Raw genomic sequence first — 17,664 nt, 5'->3', positions numbered from 1 at the left:
GGGAGGAAAACATGAAGATCGATATCAAACTATTGCTTGGGGCATCTGCAATCGCGCTCATGTCGATAAGTGGAACGGCGTCGGCGCAGGATTGTCCACGCGGTGACTTGGACGAGCGTTTTTGTGATGCCGACGGGGATTTGATCGCGGATATCCCCACGGATCCTTCCGAGCAGATAGATCCAGACACTTTGATTTTTGCCTATACGCCGGTTGAAGATCCCGCCGTATACAAAACCGCGTGGTCAGATTTTCTTGACCATTTGAAAGCGGAAACTGGCAAGGACGTCGTCTTTTTCCCTGTTCAAAACAACGCGGCCCAGATCGAGGCGATGCGTTCGGGGCGTTTGCATATTGCAGGTTTCAACACCGGCTCCAACCCACTGGCGGTAAACTGCGCCGGGTTCCGTCCGTTCACGATCATGGCTTCGAAGGACGGAAATTTTGGTTACGAGATGGAGATCATCACCTATCCGGGTTCGGGCATCGAAAAGGTCGAAGACATCAAGGGGAAGCAACTGGCTTTCACATCGCCTACATCGAACTCGGGATTCAAAGCGCCCTCGGCGATCCTGAAAAGCGATTTTGATCTTCTGCCCGAACGCGATTTCGAACCTGTCTACTCGGGCAAGCACGACAACTCGATCCTGGGTGTCGCCAACAAGGATTACCTGGCGGCATCGATCGCGAACTCGGTAAAATCCCGGATGATCTCGCGCGATGTGATCAAGGAAGATGATGTCGTTACGATCTACAAGTCGCAGACCTTCCCGACCACGGGGTTTGGCACCGTCTACAACCTGACACCCGAGCTGCAGGAAAAGATCCGCAATGCCTTCTTCAATTTCGATTGGGAGGGGACGACACTTGAAGCTGAGTTCTCAAAATCAAACGAAGGCCAATTCCTCGAGATGACCTATCAGGAATTCTGGGACGTTATTCGCAAAATTGACGCGGCAAATGGCGTCTCTTACGCCTGCCAGTAATTTTTGGCTCATCCGGCGGGCCTGAAAGGGCCCGCTGTTCACCCTAATCTGGGGCATTTCATGCTGCGTCTTCAAAAGCTGACGAAAACATACAAGACCGGAGATCAGGCCCTGAAGGCGATTGATCTTGAGGTTCCAAAAGGACAGGTTCTGGCGTTGATCGGGCCCTCGGGCGCGGGCAAATCAACCATGATCCGCTGTGTCAACCGGTTGGTTGAACCGACAAGCGGCGGTGTCCTTCTGGATGACGTTGACGTGACCAAACTCGGCTCGGGTGCGCTGCGGAAAGCACGCCGCCAAATGGGCATGATCTTTCAGGAATATGCTTTGGTTGAACGCCTCACGGTGATGGAAAACGTATTGTCCGGCAGGCTGGGATACGTGGGATTCTGGCGCAGTTTCCTGCGACGGTATCCGCAGTCTGATGTGGACGAAGCCTTTCGCCTGCTCGATCGGGTCGGGCTGTTGCACATGGCTGATAAGCGGGCGGATGAACTGTCGGGTGGTCAACGCCAAAGGGTGGGCATCTGCCGCGCCTTGATTCAAAACCCGAAACTGTTGCTGGTTGATGAGCCAACCGCGTCGCTGGACCCCAAAACCAGCCGTCAAATCATGCGGCTGATCACCGAGTTATGTCAGGAACGCGGATTGGCAGCCATCATCAATATTCATGATGTGGCGCTCGCTCAGATGTTTGTTCCCCGCGTCGTGGGGCTCCGATTTGGCGAAATCGTGTATGATGGGCTTCCCACCGGCCTTACCCCTGAGAAGCTGACCGAGATCTATGGGGAAGAAGACTGGGAAGCAACCATCGAAAAAGTGGACGAAGATGAAGATGTCGAGGCCGCAGAATGAGCCATCGAGAACTGGACGACATGCTGGGAAAAGGCTGGCGCAAGCCTGCCTTTGTCAAGAACCCAGTGCTCCGCTGGGCATTGCTCCTTGGATTTTTCGCCTACCTGATCGCAGCTTTTATGACCATCGAGGTCGATTGGGGCCGTGTCTATGAAGGGCTGGATCGGGGTTGGGCGTTTGTGCTTGCATTCACCAGCCCGGACTTCATTTCACGGTGGTCAGATATTTGGAGCGGCCTTCTGGAAAGTATCGTCATGACCGTGGCCGCGTCGGTCGTGGGTATCCTGATATCGATCCCGATTGGGCTGGGGGCTGCACGCAATATCGCGCCATTGCCAATCTACATGATTTGCCGAGGCATTGTTGCGATAAGTCGGGCATTGCAAGAGATTATCGTTGCCATATTGCTTGTGGCGATCTTCGGCTTTGGCCCGCTCGCTGGATTTCTGACGCTTTCCTTCGCCACCATCGGATTTCTCTCGAAACTGCTGGCCGAAGATATCGAAGCCATGGACAAGGTTCAGGCCGAGGCGATCAAGGCCTCTGGAGCGCGTTGGCCACAATGGATCAACTATGGAGTTCAGCCGCAGGTGATGCCGCGACTTGTGGGCCTTTCCATGTATCGGATCGACATCAACTTCCGGGAAAGCGCGATCCTCGGGCTTGTGGGGGCTGGTGGAATTGGCGCGACTTTGAACACCGCATTCGACCGCTATGAATACGACACCGCGGCAGCCATTCTCATTCTTATCATCGGCATCGTGATGGCTCTTGAATACCTTTCGGGAATTATACGAGCGAGGGTTCAGTAATGCCGATACTTGAACGCGACGATGCGCAAATCTGGCGTCGCCGGACAACAGGTCAGAGCTTGGTCCGTTGGTTCGGCTGGCTGTTGGGCGCGGCGATCTTTGTTTACTGCTGGCAGCTGATCTCGGAATCGACCACTTGGTTTTTCGTCTGGGACGCGCCCCGCATCGCCAATGATATATGGACCCGGGCAACGCCTCCTAAATGGGAGTACATCACCCAGTTGGGTCGCCCGATTTGGGACACGCTAAATATCGCCACCCTGGGTACAATCATCGCCCTGTGCATGGCAGTCCCCGTCGCCTTTTTGGCGGCCCGCAACACCACGCCGTCCGCTCTGTTCATCCGGCCGATTGCGCTATTGGTCATTGTCTCGACCCGCTCCATCAACTCGTTGATCTGGGCGCTTCTTCTGATCGCGATTATTGGTCCCGGTGTGTTCGCCGGTGTCATAGCAATCGCCATTCGTTCAATCGGGTTTTGCGCAAAGCTTCTTTACGAAGCGATTGAGGAAATTGATCACGCGCAGGTCGAAGCAATCGCGGCGACCGGTGCTTCACGCTGGCAGGTCATGGCCTATGGGATCGTACCGCAAATCCTGCCCGCGTTTGCAGGCATTGCCGTTTTCCGTTGGGATATCAACATCCGCGAATCCACGGTGCTTGGGCTGGTTGGAGCTGGAGGCATCGGGTTGCAACTTTCAGCTTCGCTTAACGTTCTGGCATGGCCGCAAGTCAGCCTGATCCTGATTGTAATTCTGGGCGCCGTTATGATCAGCGAATGGGTTTCGGCGAAAGTACGAGGGGCCATCATTTGACCGGTTTCTCTGTGCAAGATGCTTTTGACGCCTACGAGGCTGTACGACATCGCCTGCCGCAAACCAGATCTACTGAATTGAGCTATCGCCAGGCGGACACGCTGGAGGACATAGCTCATGAGTTTGAGGTGTTCCTCCTCGATGCTTTCGGGGTTCTCAATATTGGTGATACGGCAATCCCGGGCACGCCGGATCGGGTCAGGTCGCTGAAAGCCGCCGGAAAACGTGTTCTGGTTGTGTCGAATGCCGCTGGGTTTCCCCACGCAACTCTACTGGAGAAGTACACGAGGCTTGGTTACGATTTCGCCCCACAAGACGTGATCACCAGCCGGGTCACATTGTTGTCTGAACTAAACGGCCAAAGTGAGTTGCATTGGGGATTGATGGCGACCCCCAGTGCCGGCCTTCGCGATCTGGAGGGGCTGAAACTATCCTATCTGGAGGACGATCCGAAGCCCTACGAAACCGTCGACGGTTTTTTGATGATCGGGTCGGCGGTTTGGACTGAATCGCGACAAGCCATGTTGGAGGCCGCTTTGCTGGAGCGCCCCCGCCCGGTATTGGTCGGCAACCCTGACATTGTCGCTCCGCGCGAGTATGGTTTTTCCAAGGAACCCGGTCTTTACGCGCATCGGCTGGCAGACCGGACAGGCGTCGCCCCTCAGTTTTTTGGAAAGCCTTTCGCCAATATCTATGATATTGCTTTCCAACGTCTCGGGCACATCGACAAGCCCCGGGTTCTGATGGTTGGCGACAGCCTTCACACCGACATACTGGGCGCACGAGAAGCCGGCATAGCTTCCGCACTCATCTCGGGATACGGTTTCTTCGCAGGGCATGATGTTGAAGCAGCGATCATAAAGGCAGGGATAGTCCCTGACTTTGTCGTAAGCCGGCCTTGATGCCAGGGCGTTACCCTTAGATGCGTTTTTCTGTTCACTTTAACTCGTATGTCGGCTGACTTTGCGTGGCAAACATGCCGACCATACACATGCAGTGCCACGTGTGAGCGGCGGCTTTGGAAAACTCCTCCGCAACCACAGAACTCTGAACTCATGTCTGGATTGGACTGTTATCACACATCCCAACAAACTGACGTATCGGCCGCTTTGACCGCAATTCGCAGCATATCTCAATCAGGTCCACGGCCTCAGTCCATAGCGGGTTTCAGAAACCGTGTACTTTTTCCATTAGCTTTTTATGGGTTCTTTCGGGACCGTTCACAAGTCGCCGTCTATCTCATCGAATCAAGTCCCCGAACCATCGACCGCGCGCACCGTCGCCGCGCAGCCGTTTCTTGAACCGATCAAACGCGATGAGCGCCATGTCCTCAAATGTCGGGTCGTTCGGGTTGTTTTCTGCATCAAGACGCCGGAGTTCAAGTTCCGCAATCGGATCGTCGTCGCGTTCCGTATTAGAGGACCATTTTTTCGTTCTGTGCGCGCATCAAACAGGGACATGTCAGGGAAAGATCCAATCCCCCATGCTGGCGCTTGCCGTTGTCTTAGAACTGATAGAACCAGCGACTGCCGTTCTGCGACTTCTTGAGAAAGAACCCGCCACCGTATTGAACAACGATACAAAGCGCGGCATTTATTACCTGCGCTGCTGATAGTCGGTTTACGCCTCTTGCTTTAACTGCCCCACGCTTGCGGCGCGGTGCTTTCCCAAATTCTGTTGCAGTGTGCTGCAGGTGCCGGATTAATTTAATAATAGTATTAATGTGTTAGAGATTAAATATAGCATAGTGTACTAGCCACATGGTGCTCACCGCCCGCACCAAAAAGAATAAGAAAATGCCGTGACTTATGTGTGCGTGGCAGAACGCGCGGGTGCTGCGAAGCCCCCATAAAACTCTGCTGTGCGACTATGCTTAAACCGGAAACCCCAATTGTCGGATCAGTTTCCAAATGTCCCTGTTCGCGGCTGACAGCTGATCAACGACTGCTTCGATCTGGAGCAGCGCGTTGTCGTCCACGGTATCTTCGCGGCCGAGTTTTATGTCGGTTTTGCGGTCAGCGATCCGCATAAGGATCGTTTTCGGGTTTCCGCTTTCAGGGTCGAAAGAATAGATGCAATGGTTGTACTTGTTGCGGATGCCAGAAAGCTTGGCCAGCCTTTGCGTATGTTCAAGGATCGGATCGCGAACCCGGGCAGGGCGCCCTTCCATTTTTGCAAGTCTTTCAACCAGATCTATTCGCGCGCGGGTAGTGTTCAAAGTCAGAAAGATGATTACGGCCACGTCCTTGGACGTTCCAGTCAGGCCGGCGATCAGATGGATCAGCAGGCTCTCGGTGTTTGTCCACATGTAGTTCAGCCTGCCGACCAAAAGGATCAGGCGGTCGAACCGGGCTTCAAAGCGATCAGTCAAGGGCGGTCTGCTGCGCCTCATGAGGCGCAACCTCGAAATAGAAATGAGCAGCCGCCGTCCGGTTGCTGACACCGATCTTTCCGACAACGTTATGCATGTGCAGCTTGACCGTGTGTTCCGTGATGCCCAGCTTGGCCGCAATCAATTTGTTGCTTTTGCCTTCTGAGACCAGTTTCAGAACCTGTTTTTCGCGGCGTGTCAGCTTAGAGTACTGTGCGTGCCGATCCGCGCCGTTGGATGTAATGGCTTCCCGTTGCCGTGGTCTCTCGGGCGCGCGCTGACAGGGGGGTGAAACACAGTCAGCCAGAAAGCTGGGAAGATAAAGTTCCTCGTGCATCAGCAGTCTGAGGATGGCGCGCCACGCGTCCGGTGCCACGTTCATCGGCAGAAAGCCGACATCGCCAAACTGCGCGCGGTTCCAGCCTTCGAACAGGTGCCGGGCCGATTCCTCTTTGCGGTAGGCGAAGGCAAGACAGCCGGAACCTGCACTTTTGGTGTATGCGCCTCGGCGCGCCAACAGGTCTTCGATCAACATCTGATCCACGACGACGATCTTGCCGCTGTCCGGAACACTTGTACGCATCGCCTCGAGTGTTTCGAAGCGAAAAGCGCGGACACCAAATTCGGTTTGAACGCTTCTTAGGGTTTGATTTGAATAGAATAGTTCTTTCCCGAGGAAGACAATTGAAAAATCTTCTGAATAAAAACTTTGATTGCCAGATTCATTGTTCAAAGACTCACTCATTATATTCCCTCACAAAACGGGGTTAACCGGAAATGGCTTTATCGAAATGGAATTACCGGTGTAAAAGTAGTTAACTAATCAAAGAATTACGTGAGGTTTACTATAGCTGAAAACGTGATTTTCTACAACCAGACGGTATAGTTCAAGTGCCTTTGATATAGAACTATTGTTTAGGTTTTTCGGTGTGGCATTGTGTAACCAGTGGAAACAATTGCATTATTTTTTATTGCTTTCTTAATTTAGAACTTTTTGTTCCAGCCCGGCGAAAGTTCCGCAATATTCTCAAAATAAAAATAAAAAACAATAGCTTATCCTCATCAGAACTTTCAGTTAGCTAGTCGCAAGCGTGCGTCGCTGCGAACATGGTCGGGCTTTAATTGTGAAAGCATCTGTCCCTGCCGCGCCCGTTCCTTGCGCATTTCAGCATCGATTGTGAACGGCCGCGTATTCGGCTTAGCCGGGAAAGGAGGTGGCCTCAGGTAAACTACCGTGAACCGCATTCAGCGTGCTTGAACGCTGTGCGGGAATTTTAGTTTCAATTACGCCCGTTGCCGCTTTGTAGATGAATGGCGGTCAGGCGTTCCAGTAATGGGAATTTGTTATGAGACGTAATGTAAACAATACAAACGTAACGACCGTTGACGAAATTGTAGTCGAAAACCTGGATGCTCCGGTGGATGTTGAAATTCAGGTTGATGAGGCCCTTGTTGAAGCCGACGTGACTGCGCAGCAACAGCAGCAGGACCAAAATGTAGAAAACGCCAACGAACAGGGTCAGGATCAGGGTCAGGACCAGGGTCAGGATCAAGACCAGGGTCAGGATCAGGACCAGGGTCAGGATCAGGACCAGGGTCAGGATCAGGACCAGACGCTTAATGCCGGCGACAACACCAACGACAACTCCAACAGCAACTCAATCAACATCGATTTCGGCGGCGGTGAGTGGATTCCGCGCGACGATGATCAGGTTGATCTGGACCTCGGCGACTCGGCGACAGTGGGTGACGTGATCACTGCTGGTCGCGATCTGACCTATGATCCAGGCGATGACATGAATCTGGATGTCTCGATGGATGGCGCCGGAACAGCGATGTCATCCGTGAACAGCCAGGTCGCCAGTCTGAGTGATGATGACACGTTGGACTCACCAAGCGTATCCAACAATGCCGACTTCTACCAGAACGGCGATGCCAATGGTGGTAATGCTACTGCGGCTGAAGGTATCAGCTCGGATGCCGGCGGTGGAAAATCGGGCGACGGTGGAACCAGTTACGGCGGCGCGGCCGATTCATCGACGCTGGGCAGCCACGCGTGGGCTGACGGTGGCGATACCGGCAGTGCCGATGCCGATTCCAGCGGCGGCCGGGGCGGATCGACCGGTGACGCAAGCAATGCCAGCAACGGTGTTGGTATGGCGGGCGCAGGATCCGACGGTGACAGTGCCGGCGGAGATGGCGGTGCCGCGGATGGTTCCGCGTCGTCTGACAACGATGGCAGCACAAGTGCCGATGGCAGCGGAACCGGCGGAGCCGGCGGCAGCGCGGATTCGTTTGGTCTGGGCCTGGGCCTGGGTCTGTCCGGTTCGAATGCATCCGGTAACGCAAACGGCGGCGACAGCGACTCCGACTCGACCGGAACGGGTACCGGAACGGCAGATAACGCCGCGGACGCGTCCGGCGCGGACGGTGGCGATGGTAATGCTGCGGCAGATGGTTCGGCTTCGAACACCAGCGACAGCAACACCGATGCAAATGATGCCACTGCGGGTGACAACACTGCGGATGGCTCTGCTGACAGCGGCGCGGACAGTTCGGCTGACGGCTCTGGCGGAACCGGAACCGGTGGTGACGGATCCGGCGGTGACGGCTCTGGCGGTGACGGCACCGGTGGCGACGGCACCGGCGGCGACGGCGAAGGTGGATTCGGCGCGATGGTCGAAGCTGCAATCATGGCTCTTCAGGAAGAGTTGGGCATGATTGACGCCGAAGCAGGCGAAGGCGGTGACGGAACCGGCGGTGACGGCACCGGTGGCGACGGCACGGCCGGCGACGGTTCGGGTGGCGACGGCTCGGGCGGCGACGGTTCCGGTGGGACCGCTGACGCGGATTCCGATGCTCAGGGTGTTGGCGATCAGTCGGCAAGTGGGCCGGACATCGACCAGAGCCCAGGCGACGTGAACGGTGCGGCCAGCAACTCGCAGGACACCGACGGCAGCGGCGGTGACGGCGGGTCGAACGCAGCAGATGGCGCAGCGGATGCGGCCGGTACCGGAACATCGGCTGCCGACGGCGACGGCGGCGCGGGCGGCAGCACGACGCCGACATCATCGTCTACCGGCAACGGAGCCGGGTCTGCCGACGCGGCCAATACCGCGGGTGGCGGCGGAGCTGCCGACATCTTCGGAGATGCCGACACAAACGGTGCGGCTGACAGCCTGGCCGAAGCAATTGCCGGATACGGTGGCGAAGGCAGTTCCGACAATGATGCCACATCGACTGGCTCTGGCGATGCAGCTGGTGCGGCCGACTCGGGTAACGGTGGTGCCGGTGGCGCATCCGCCGCGGACGGCGGAACCAGCGGGGCTTCGATGGGCACTGCAACGTCAGGCGATACCATGGGTGGCATGATCACCGGTGGTAACGGTGGCGGCGCCTATTCAGGTGACGGTGGTGCCGGCGGCAATGGTGGTGCCTGGGGCGCGAACAATGGTGGCGATGGTATCGTAACCGGCGAGTCCTATGCATCGGCTGCGGCTGTCGTTGATACGTCTGCGTTCAACCAGTCGATCATCATGGGCGCCAACGTTCTGGGCAACACGGTCGATACGACCATGGTGGGTGGTTCGATGACCATGTCCCACGCCAGCGACGACACGGACGTTTAAGTCAAAAGGCGGGGCTCGCATTTTCGGGCCTTGCTACCTTTCGAAAATGCCGGGGCCGCAAAACGCGGCCCCGGCCCAACTGAACCCAAAGCGGAAATTACGAGCTGCGGCGGGCAAAAAGGATAACCGACATGGCACTTGACGGTATTACGGAAACGATAGCGCATTTTGTTGGAACTTTTGAGCTTACGATAGAACAAGCCCGCCTGAGGGATCAGTACGAGGAATTCAGCGCCCTGAGGCGTAAAGCCGAAATAGACGGGCTTGATGAGCCTACCTCGATCAACATCAAAGCTGATCTGGATATCCCGGCGGGCGAATACAAAGCCCTGCCATTCAATTTTCTCCCCTCTCAACCGGAACTTCCGTTGCCAAAAGCTCCTGTCGGGCCGGTGCACGAGTCGGTCATCATCCTCAACGGTGACAGCGCGGAATCCACGCGATTTGTTCCAGACAGCATATCCGGCCCTTCTTCTGCACCGGAACTGATTGTTCTGCGACCGGATACGGTGCCACTGGGTTCGGCAATGACGTTCACCGTACAAAAGGTGGTCATGCGCGACAACGACACGGTGGGGGAAGGGGACTTTCGCGATACCGAGGCGCTGGTCGCCCAGGGCGAAGAGATGATGGACATGGCGCTGTCGCTTCATGCCATGGCAGCCCCTTCGCTTTCGCTCGCGGATTACAAGTCGACCGAAATGCTCGAGGCGCTGGCCAAACAGATGTCGGCCCCTGCAATCGCGAATATCGATGGGGTCACGATACATCAGTTTCATGGCGATGATGCGTTGGGGGTGATCGTGAACGGCAAGTACGTTGACGACGCTCCGGTATGGACGGACATCCTGCCTGCGTTCCATAAGCCGGATGAAGCCGGAGAGGATGAGGCCGAGGCCATGCTTCCGGCCGAGTGGGATCAGTCGAAAGATCCTGACTTTGACGACGGACACCTGGTCGTGACCGGCGGGAACCTTGCGATCAATGCCGTCTCGGCATCTGTGGGTTGGGTTGATGCCCCCTATATCGCCGTCGGAGGGCAGGCGATCAGCCTGACCGCCATCAGCCAGGTTGCGCTTGTGTCAGATTGGGATGTGGGGGCACCGGGAACGGGCAGCGGCACCAATGTGATTCAGTCCTCGAAGATCGAAGTCGAAGGCCGAGACGCCCCGTGGCTGGACAATGGCGCCGGATCATCCGGACAGCCTGACTTCGTCGTTGTGGATTGGGTCCACGGTGATCTGGTCGTGGCCAACTTCGTCAAACAGGTTATCGACGCCACGGATATCGACAACATACAGACCGAGATTTCGGCCGCATCGACCTTGTACGCGCTGGGCGACAACGAAATGTTCAATGTCACCGACATCGTTCAGCTGGGCAGTTTCTACGACCTGATCATGATCGACGGGAATATGATTTCCGTGGACATGTTGTACCAGACCAACGTCCTGATGGATGACGATATCATCAGCGGCGGTATGCCTGGCGCAATGGCCGGAGATGATGACAACGTGATCATGAATGACGCGTCGGTCAAAACGATAGGCAAAGATACACATCAGGATCTGCAACAGAACCTGTCCGACGCCATGGCGCTTGATCAAACGGATGTGGATGCGTTGGAGAATGCGCTGCTCAACGATCCCTTGTTCGCAGGAATGGAACAGTTGCGCGTGCTCAAGATCGACGGAGACTTGTTGCAGGTGAACATCGTTGAACAGGTCACCATGATGCTGGATCAGGATCAAATTGACCTGTCCGGTCCCAGTGCCGCCGATACTGATGTCGTCGCAGGCAGCAACGCCCTGTTGAACTCCGTCAATCTGACCAAAATGGGCGTGGATTCGACGGTAATGGCCGCTGACGGATCTTATTCTGACCTGCTGCTTCATCAGGCCAGCCTGATTGACGTGCCGGACAACCAGGAAATCACAGATATGACCAACGAGGCGATCGCCGCAATCATGGCAGACATGTCTGTGCCGCAACCGGATGCGGCCCTGGCACTGGACGCACAATCCACTGACACAACGACACCAGATGACGGCCTGCAATCCATGCTGGCCTGACCCCCAAGTTTTTATCGAGTGACCAGAAGGTTTGTATATGTCGATTGTTTTTTCGTCGCGCCGTCCACTCTTATCCAGTCCACTGGACAGGCAAGGCGGTTTGGGCCCGAAGCGCCAGCGCGCAGACGGTGGGACAGATCCAGCGACACAACGGGTCAAAGCCCGTTTGCACCTGACGCAGGAGATGCGCGTGTCTGAGTCAGATCCAGATTCGACAGTTGAAAGCGAAGCGCCACAGCAATCCGAAGACCAAAAACACTCACGCGAACAACGGCGCGCTGATCCTCCCCATCAGCGTGCGCAGCCGCAACCCGCGCAAGATGAAGACCCGGCGGGTGGCGGCAATGGGGTGGCCGGTGCCGACGGCCCGGATCCGGCATCCGCCGGGGACTCGACTGCGCGCAAGACCCCCTCTGCACGCGCATCCGGTGAGAACGGCATAGGCACCACGATCGAGGCCAAGGCAAACCAGCCACTGTTGCAAACGAATTCAGGCGGCGGTGATGGGAACGGGCCACCCCAAACTTTCCACAAACGCACCCCGCCCGAAGATTTCCAGCGCACGTTGCGCGTTTCGATGCGGGCGATCCGGCGCAATCTTGCGTTTGTTCTGGTCCTGACCTGCGCCACGAACATCCTGATCCTGGCGATCCCGATCTATCTGTTCCAGATCAGTGACCGTGTTCTGACCAGCCGGTCGCTGGATACGCTGATCATGCTGACGGCCATCGTTGCAGGGGCGGTGATCTTCCAGTCTGCTTTTGATGCGGTACGGCGGTTCATGCTCATGCGGACCGGGGTCGAAGTGGCGGCCCGGCTGGGCGCACCGGTTCTAAGCGCGGCGGCCCATGCGTCGCTGCACGGAAACGGGCGCGAGTATCAGACATTGGGCGATCTGCAACAGCTTCGTGGTTTTCTGGTCTCGGGCACGCTGCTTTCATTTCTGGACGTGCCGTTTGCACCGCTGTTCATTCTGATGATCTTCCTTGTGCATCCGCAACTGGGCATGATCGTGGTGGTTACGGCGCTGATCCTGATGACGATTGCGCTTATCAACCAGAAAACGACTGCCAAGCCGTTTGCCGAGGCCAACAAGGCGCAGTCCATGGCGAACCTGCATCTGGATTCGATGTCTCGCAACAGTCAGATCATTAATGCTCTGGCAATGATACCCGAGGCCGTGCGGATCTGGGGGCGGGATACTGCCCAATCGCTGACCTGGCAGGTGCGGGCACAGGACCGCAACGTGATCTTCGCTGCAATCTCGCGCGCCGTTCGCCTTTTGACGCAGATCGGAATTCTGGGTTGGGGCGCGTTTCTGGCGCTGCAAGGAGAGATCACAGGCGGTATGGTGATTGCGGCCTCGATCATCGCCGGGCGTGCCTTTGCGCCAATTGAAGGCTCGATTGAAGGATGGAACAGCTATCTGCTGACGCGCGGAGCTTACGGCCGGATCAAGGCGCTGCTGTCGACCTCGGCCCTACAATACGAAAAACTGCGCTTGCCACGGCCCGAAGGTCGTCTGGATGTCGAACGTCTGCTTTATGTACCGGGCGGAACCAAACGCGTGGTTCTGAACGGCATCACGTTCTCGCTGGTTCCAGGTGAAACTTTGGCCATCATCGGCAATTCCGGTGCCGGGAAAACCACGCTTGGGAAAACTCTGGTGGGATCCATTCTGCCCACATCGGGCAGCGTCAGGCTTGACCTGATGGACATCCGAAACTGGGACCCGCGCCAGTTTGGCGAAAGCATCGGCTACCTGCCGCAGGATGTTCAGCTGTTCCCGGGCACGATCAAGGACAATATCGGCCGGATGCGGGCGGATGCCACTGACGAACAGATCCACGATGCCGCCGTTCTGGCCGATGTTCATAACATGATTGCGACATTGCCGCAGGGATATGAAACCGTGGTGGCCGCTGATGGTTCGCCTTTGTCCGGTGGTCAGAAGCAGCGTATCGCACTGGCACGGGCGTTCTTCGGCAACCCCAGAATGGTTGTGCTGGATGAACCAAATTCAAATCTCGACGTCGCGGGCGACAAGGCGCTGGCATGTGCGATCGAACAGGCACGTCAAAGCAAGATCACCGTTGTCGTCATTACGCAGAAGCCAACGTTGCTGAATGTTGTCGACAAGATCATGCTGCTGACGGATGGGCGTGTGGCCCTGTTCGGTCAGCGTGATCAGGTTCTTCAGCAGATCAACGGGCCGCGCAAGCAGACTGGAATTGAAGGCCAGCAGGGGGGCTGACCATGAATGACCTCGTACCTGTGAACAACTCAGCCAATGAACCAGAAGTCTGGTATGCCGAGGTTCCGCGCTCGATCAACAGGTTGATAGTGATCGGGGTGGTCTTGCTTGTCGTTTGCTTCGGCGGTTTCGGGGTCTGGTCCTTCAGTGCCCCGCTGGCCGCAGCGGTCATCGCGCAAGGCAGCTTTGTGGCCACGGGCCGCAACAAGATTGTCCAACATCTTGAAGGCGGCATCATCGAAGACATCAAGGTTGTGGAAGGTCAGGCGGTTCAGGCAGGTCAGGTGTTGATGACCCTGGACCAGACCTCGGCCCAGGCCAATGAGCGTGAATTGCATATTCGCAAGCTGCGTCTTCAGGCCATGACCGAGCGGTTGCTGGCCGAGTACGGGGAACGCGACCGCCTCGTGTTTTCGCAGGCGCTTGTCGAAGCATCCGAAGATCCTGAAGTAATGGCCATTCTGGATGGGCAAAAGCTCAGCTTTGATGTGTCGCGCAAGACGCTGCTGAATGACTTGGCTTTGCTGGAGCGCAACATGGAAGCGCTGAAAATCCGATCCAGCGGATTTGAGGCGCAACTGGACAGCATGGCCCGGCGCGCCGAGATTTTGCAGGAGGAGTTCGAGGCCAAAAGCCAACTGTTCGAAAAGGGCCTTGTCCGCAAAGGGGAGTTGAACACGATCCGTCGTGTGCAGGCCGAAGCCGAAGGTCAGCAGGCCCGGTTGCAGGCGGAAGCCGCTGAAATCAACCAGATGCTGCTGAAATATGACGAACAGATCGCGCGTACGCGGTCCGCCTATCGTGAGGCCGCACTGGATGAACTGGGCGTGATCGAAGCTGATCTGGAAAGCGTGCGTGAAAAATCCCGACAGGCGCGCAGTGTTCTTGACCGGGCCGTGGTGCGCGCGCCGGTAACCGGAACGGTGGTGCGATTGCATTATCACACGCCGGGCGGTGTGATTGAGACCGGGGAACCGATAGCCGAAATCCTGCCCGCAGATGCGCCCCTGATCATCGAGGCACAGATTCCGCGTACCGAGATTGACAGTGTCGTCACGGGGCAGACCGCCACAGTCCGCCTGATCGCGTTGAACCAACGCACGACGCCTGTTTTGTATGGCGAGGTGTTCTATATCTCGGCCGATGCGCTGCTTGAGGATTCGACCGGTGTTCCGCAGGAAGTCTATCTGGCACGAGTCTCACTGACCCCGGATGAGTTGCAGCGCGTGCGCGGCTTTGTTCCGACACCGGGGATGCCCGCTGAAATCATGATCCAGACCGAGGAGCGCACCTTTGCGGCCTATATCGCCAAACCGGTATCAGACAGCATGTCGCGCGCGTTTCGCGAGCAGTAACACGCGCGTTTCCTTCCATGTCTACACCTTCCAAAATTCGCATGTTAACCTCTGCGCGGTGACGTGAAGGAGAAATCGCATGCCGGTGACGGTGAAAGAGATGATGGAAGCGGCCAACGCGGTGGTCGAGCGTATCGATGCGGCCAAGGCAAAGGCGATGACCGAACAGGGGGCGCTGCTGTTGGACATTCGCGATGCGAATGAGCTGGAACAGACGGGCCGCGCCGTCGGAGCGCATCATATACCCCGCAGCATGCTGGAGTTTCGGGCAGAGGATGCATTGCAATCACATGACCCTGAACTGCGCAAGGATCGCCCCATCGTGTTGTACTGCGCATCAGGCGGGCGCGCGGCTTTGGCCGGAAAACTCCTGAAGGATATGGGATACCAGAGGGTGTACAATCTTGGTGGATTGACGGACTGGGTGAATGGGGGCGGTGAAATCGCCAAATCCTAGCTTCGGAACCGTCTGAAACTGACACAAATCAAAGTACAACACATTCGAATCGTGAAATATTTGGCCGGAAGCCATCAAAAGGAAAGCCCGGCCATGTTTCGCCTTGCCGCTATGCTGTATTCACTGATTGCAACTGCTCTGTCTGGTTCGGCCGTAATCGCCGTGCTGTCGGCCGGAATGGTGTCCGTCAGCGCAATTGTAGGCGCCGCGGCCGCGGGGGCCGTAGTCGCCGCTCCGGCATCCTGGATGGTGGCCAGGCGGCTGTATCAAGGCGTTTGATCAGGCGTTCAGGAAGGTTCTGACGGCAGCTTCGAACTCGCGCGGTTTTTCGGCGTGCAGCCAGTGCCCGGCGCCGGGGATCTTGGCAAATCGCGCGCCGGGGAACAGTGCGCGGATTTTGGCCCGATGTTCCGGCAAGACGTAATCTGACTCGCCCCCCGACAGGAACAGCACGGGGCCTTGCCACTGGGCGTCCAACTCGGGAAAGCCCATGATATTTGGCATCTGGTCCGCCAACACGTCCAGGTTCAGCAGCCAACGCTTTCCCTTGATGTCTAGCGATTGGGTGAAGAAGCTCTGCAATGCTTTTTCAACGCCTTGCTCGGCCAATTGCTGTTCGGCATCCGAGCGGCGTGTAATGCGCGAGAAGTCCACGGCACGCATGGCCTCGATAAATTGAATTTGGCTGTGCGTGTATTTCACCGGCGCAATATCTGCGACCACCAGTTTGTTCACCAGCGCGCCGTGTTGCAGCGCAAGTGTCATCGCGGCCTTGCCGCCCATTGAATGCCCAAGTACGTCTGCCGTCCCGCCGATCCGTTCGATGACCTCGGCGATATCCTGCGCCAGATGGGGATAGTCATGACAAGCGTCCCACGTGCTGTAGGCGTGGTTACGCATATCGACGGCCACAACCTGCCGCTGGTCTGATAGCCGTCTGGCAATCACGCCCCAGTTTCGGGCCGACCCATACAGGCCGTGGGCAATGACAAGGGGCGGTCGGGCGGTCGGTTCGCCATATATGATGGTGTTCAGCATGTACCGCGTGATACAAGTCACCGCCGGAAACGACCAGCCCCATTGTAGGTAATGGGCGCTGCCGCTAGATTGCCTCGGCAGGAGGCCACCAATGCCGCAGGACCCAGACATTCAGACCCGGATCGCCGAAACGGTTGTGTTGCTGCGCGCAAAGCTCGGGGTGCGCGACAAGACGCTCGAGGCATCAATCCGCAAGGCCAAGCGCCGACTGCCGCGGCGCGTCTACAAGCAGGCCTTGATTCTGGCCCGGGCCGAGGCGATGGCCTCTCATCCCAAACTGAGGCTGGTTCTGGACAACCCCAAGCTGATCAAGGCGTCCGACGTGGTGCAGGAACATCTGGGGTCCATCAATCTTGCGGATCGCAGATGGGGTTGGTTCCTTGGCCTGCTGGGGGGGCTGGCCTTCAACATGCTGGCACTGACGACACTTCTGTTGGTTTTTCTGTGGTGGCGCGGCTTGATCTGAGCTTGGATTCTGGACTGCGCGCCGAGGTCTGAACATGGCGCAAACCCCTGTGTGCGGTAACATCGAAGGCACGGATTCGGTGTGAACAGCTGCGCGAAAAGCTGGTCGGGGCGGAAAAAGCGCGTATTGACCAGAATGGCCTTGGCGTCCTTTGGGCCCGAGACCTTGCCCAAAACACCGGATATGCGCTGGGCGAGATCCAGAACGTTTTCAGGGATCTGACGCATAAAAACGGCGCCTCATGGCGCCGTTCCGTGTTGGAGGATGGACTAGTTACAGGTTCGGATAGATCGGGAAGCGTGCACAGAGGTCTGCGACTTCGGCCTTGACCTTGGCTTCGACGGCGCCGTTGCCGTCTTCGCCATTGGCGGCCAGGCCGTCTACCACTTCGATGATCCAGTCGGCGATCTGGCGGAATTCGACCTCGCCGAAGCCGCGGGTGGTGCCGGCGGGCGACCCCAGACGGATGCCCGACGTGATGGTCGGCTTTTCGGGGTCAAACGGCACGCCGTTCTTGTTGCAGGTGATATGCGCGCGACCCAAGGCTTTCTCGG

15 protein-coding genes and 1 pseudogene are annotated in these 17,664 nt (G+C 57.0%); 12 read left to right on the top strand and 4 right to left on the bottom strand.

The annotated features are described in order from the left end of the window. Positions 1-11: 11 nt before the first annotated feature. Genes phnD through ACR0A2_RS13165 form a run of 5 tightly spaced genes read left to right on the top strand, consistent with a single transcriptional unit; the run spans position 12 to position 4,370 of the window. A complete protein-coding gene (gene phnD, locus ACR0A2_RS13185; protein ID WP_171172652.1) occupies positions 12-986 on the top strand; it encodes a phosphate/phosphite/phosphonate ABC transporter substrate-binding protein in 975 nt (324 codons plus the stop codon). Positions 987-1,046: 60 nt separating this feature from the next. Further along, on the top strand, positions 1,047-1,841 hold the full coding sequence (phnC, locus tag ACR0A2_RS13180) for a phosphonate ABC transporter ATP-binding protein (protein ID WP_171229690.1): 795 nt from the start codon (positions 1,047-1,049) through the stop codon (positions 1,839-1,841). After that, positions 1,838-2,653: a phosphonate ABC transporter, permease protein PhnE gene (gene phnE, locus ACR0A2_RS13175; RefSeq protein WP_152457392.1), complete on the top strand. Its 816-nt coding sequence runs from the start codon at positions 1,838-1,840 to the stop codon at positions 2,651-2,653. Before phnC ends, phnE (ACR0A2_RS13175) begins: the two co-directional genes overlap by 4 nt. Next, a complete protein-coding gene (phnE, locus tag ACR0A2_RS13170; RefSeq protein ID WP_480684891.1) occupies positions 2,653-3,468 on the top strand; it encodes a phosphonate ABC transporter, permease protein PhnE in 816 nt (271 codons plus the stop codon). Before phnE (ACR0A2_RS13175) ends, phnE (ACR0A2_RS13170) begins: the two co-directional genes overlap by 1 nt. Next, a complete protein-coding gene (locus tag ACR0A2_RS13165; protein ID WP_480835478.1) occupies positions 3,432-4,370 on the top strand; it encodes an HAD-IIA family hydrolase in 939 nt (312 codons plus the stop codon). Before phnE (ACR0A2_RS13170) ends, ACR0A2_RS13165 begins: the two co-directional genes overlap by 37 nt. Positions 4,371-5,341: 971 nt before the next feature. Here ACR0A2_RS13165 and ACR0A2_RS13160 read toward each other — a convergent pair. Continuing rightward, the gene (locus ACR0A2_RS13160) at positions 5,342-5,839 is read right to left on the bottom strand and encodes a hypothetical protein (RefSeq protein WP_254443952.1); all 498 of its coding nucleotides are present in this window, start codon (positions 5,837-5,839) and stop codon (positions 5,342-5,344) included. After that, positions 5,832-6,422, bottom strand: coding sequence for a helix-turn-helix transcriptional regulator (locus ACR0A2_RS13155; RefSeq protein WP_480835476.1), 591 nt, complete (start codon positions 6,420-6,422; stop codon positions 5,832-5,834). Before ACR0A2_RS13155 ends, ACR0A2_RS13160 begins: the two co-directional genes overlap by 8 nt. Positions 6,423-7,185: 763 nt before the next feature. On the opposite strand from ACR0A2_RS13155, the gene ACR0A2_RS13150 reads away from it, so the two are divergent. The 6 genes from ACR0A2_RS13150 (at position 7,186) to ACR0A2_RS13125 (ending at position 15,885) form a co-directional block, all read left to right on the top strand. Further along, complete coding sequence (locus ACR0A2_RS13150) at positions 7,186-9,468, top strand: hypothetical protein (RefSeq protein WP_480835474.1); 2,283 nt, start codon at positions 7,186-7,188, stop codon at positions 9,466-9,468. 131 nt (positions 9,469-9,599) lie between these two features. Further along, positions 9,600-11,540 carry a type I secretion protein gene (locus ACR0A2_RS13145; protein ID WP_480835473.1) on the top strand — a complete coding sequence of 647 codons (1,941 nt, stop codon included), beginning with the start codon at positions 9,600-9,602 and terminating at the stop codon, positions 11,538-11,540. 190 nt (positions 11,541-11,730) lie between these two features. Next, positions 11,731-13,794: a type I secretion system permease/ATPase gene (locus ACR0A2_RS13140; protein WP_480835471.1), complete on the top strand. Its 2,064-nt coding sequence runs from the start codon at positions 11,731-11,733 to the stop codon at positions 13,792-13,794. 2 nt (positions 13,795-13,796) lie between these two features. After that, positions 13,797-15,149: an HlyD family type I secretion periplasmic adaptor subunit gene (locus tag ACR0A2_RS13135; RefSeq protein WP_171172658.1), complete on the top strand. Its 1,353-nt coding sequence runs from the start codon at positions 13,797-13,799 to the stop codon at positions 15,147-15,149. A gap of 79 nt (positions 15,150-15,228) precedes the next feature. After that, on the top strand, positions 15,229-15,606 hold the full coding sequence (locus tag ACR0A2_RS13130; protein WP_171120798.1) for a rhodanese-like domain-containing protein: 378 nt from the start codon (positions 15,229-15,231) through the stop codon (positions 15,604-15,606). 93 nt (positions 15,607-15,699) lie between these two features. Continuing rightward, positions 15,700-15,885: a hypothetical protein gene (locus ACR0A2_RS13125; protein WP_171207088.1), complete on the top strand. Its 186-nt coding sequence runs from the start codon at positions 15,700-15,702 to the stop codon at positions 15,883-15,885. Here the strand turns inward: ACR0A2_RS13125 and ACR0A2_RS13120 are convergent, their stop codons facing one another. Further along, a complete protein-coding gene (locus ACR0A2_RS13120) occupies positions 15,886-16,644 on the bottom strand; it encodes an alpha/beta fold hydrolase (protein ID WP_171363818.1) in 759 nt (252 codons plus the stop codon). Between the two features lie 91 nt (positions 16,645-16,735). On the opposite strand from ACR0A2_RS13120, the gene ACR0A2_RS13115 reads away from it, so the two are divergent. Next, positions 16,736-17,110: a hypothetical protein gene (locus tag ACR0A2_RS13115; protein ID WP_152457403.1), complete on the top strand. Its 375-nt coding sequence runs from the start codon at positions 16,736-16,738 to the stop codon at positions 17,108-17,110. 273 nt (positions 17,111-17,383) lie between these two features. Here the strand turns inward: ACR0A2_RS13115 and glyA are convergent. Next, positions 17,384-17,664: pseudogene (gene glyA / locus ACR0A2_RS13110) on the bottom strand (serine hydroxymethyltransferase); the annotation flags it as partial.

The organism is Ruegeria sp. H8 (assembly GCF_056532905.1).
Note: the sequence above shows the minus strand (reverse complement) of the source record. Positions and strands in the feature narration are given on the sequence as shown.

Bases quoted from the DNA above. Each gene is read 5' to 3' on its own strand.
- ACR0A2_RS13130 (WP_171120798.1), top strand. From the start codon at position 15,229: ATGCCGGTGACGGTGAAAGAGATGATGGAAGCGGCCAACGCGGTGGTC.
- ACR0A2_RS13155 (WP_480835476.1), bottom strand. From the start codon at position 6,422: ATGCGTACAAGTGTTCCGGACAGCGGCAAGATCGTCGTCGTGGATCAG.
- ACR0A2_RS13115 (WP_152457403.1), top strand. From the start codon at position 16,736: ATGCCGCAGGACCCAGACATTCAGACCCGGATCGCCGAAACGGTTGTG.
- ACR0A2_RS13165 (WP_480835478.1), top strand. From the start codon at position 3,432: ATGGGTTTCGGCGAAAGTACGAGGGGCCATCATTTGACCGGTTTCTCT.
- ACR0A2_RS13120 (WP_171363818.1), bottom strand. From the start codon at position 16,644: ATGCTGAACACCATCATATATGGCGAACCGACCGCCCGACCGCCCCTT.
- phnC (WP_171229690.1), top strand. From the start codon at position 1,047: ATGCTGCGTCTTCAAAAGCTGACGAAAACATACAAGACCGGAGATCAG.
- ACR0A2_RS13125 (WP_171207088.1), top strand. From the start codon at position 15,700: ATGTTTCGCCTTGCCGCTATGCTGTATTCACTGATTGCAACTGCTCTG.
- ACR0A2_RS13135 (WP_171172658.1), top strand. From the start codon at position 13,797: ATGAATGACCTCGTACCTGTGAACAACTCAGCCAATGAACCAGAAGTC.
- ACR0A2_RS13150 (WP_480835474.1), top strand. From the start codon at position 7,186: ATGAGACGTAATGTAAACAATACAAACGTAACGACCGTTGACGAAATT.
- phnD (WP_171172652.1), top strand. From the start codon at position 12: ATGAAGATCGATATCAAACTATTGCTTGGGGCATCTGCAATCGCGCTC.
- phnE (WP_480684891.1), top strand. From the start codon at position 2,653: ATGCCGATACTTGAACGCGACGATGCGCAAATCTGGCGTCGCCGGACA.
- phnE (WP_152457392.1), top strand. From the start codon at position 1,838: ATGAGCCATCGAGAACTGGACGACATGCTGGGAAAAGGCTGGCGCAAG.
- ACR0A2_RS13145 (WP_480835473.1), top strand. From the start codon at position 9,600: ATGGCACTTGACGGTATTACGGAAACGATAGCGCATTTTGTTGGAACT.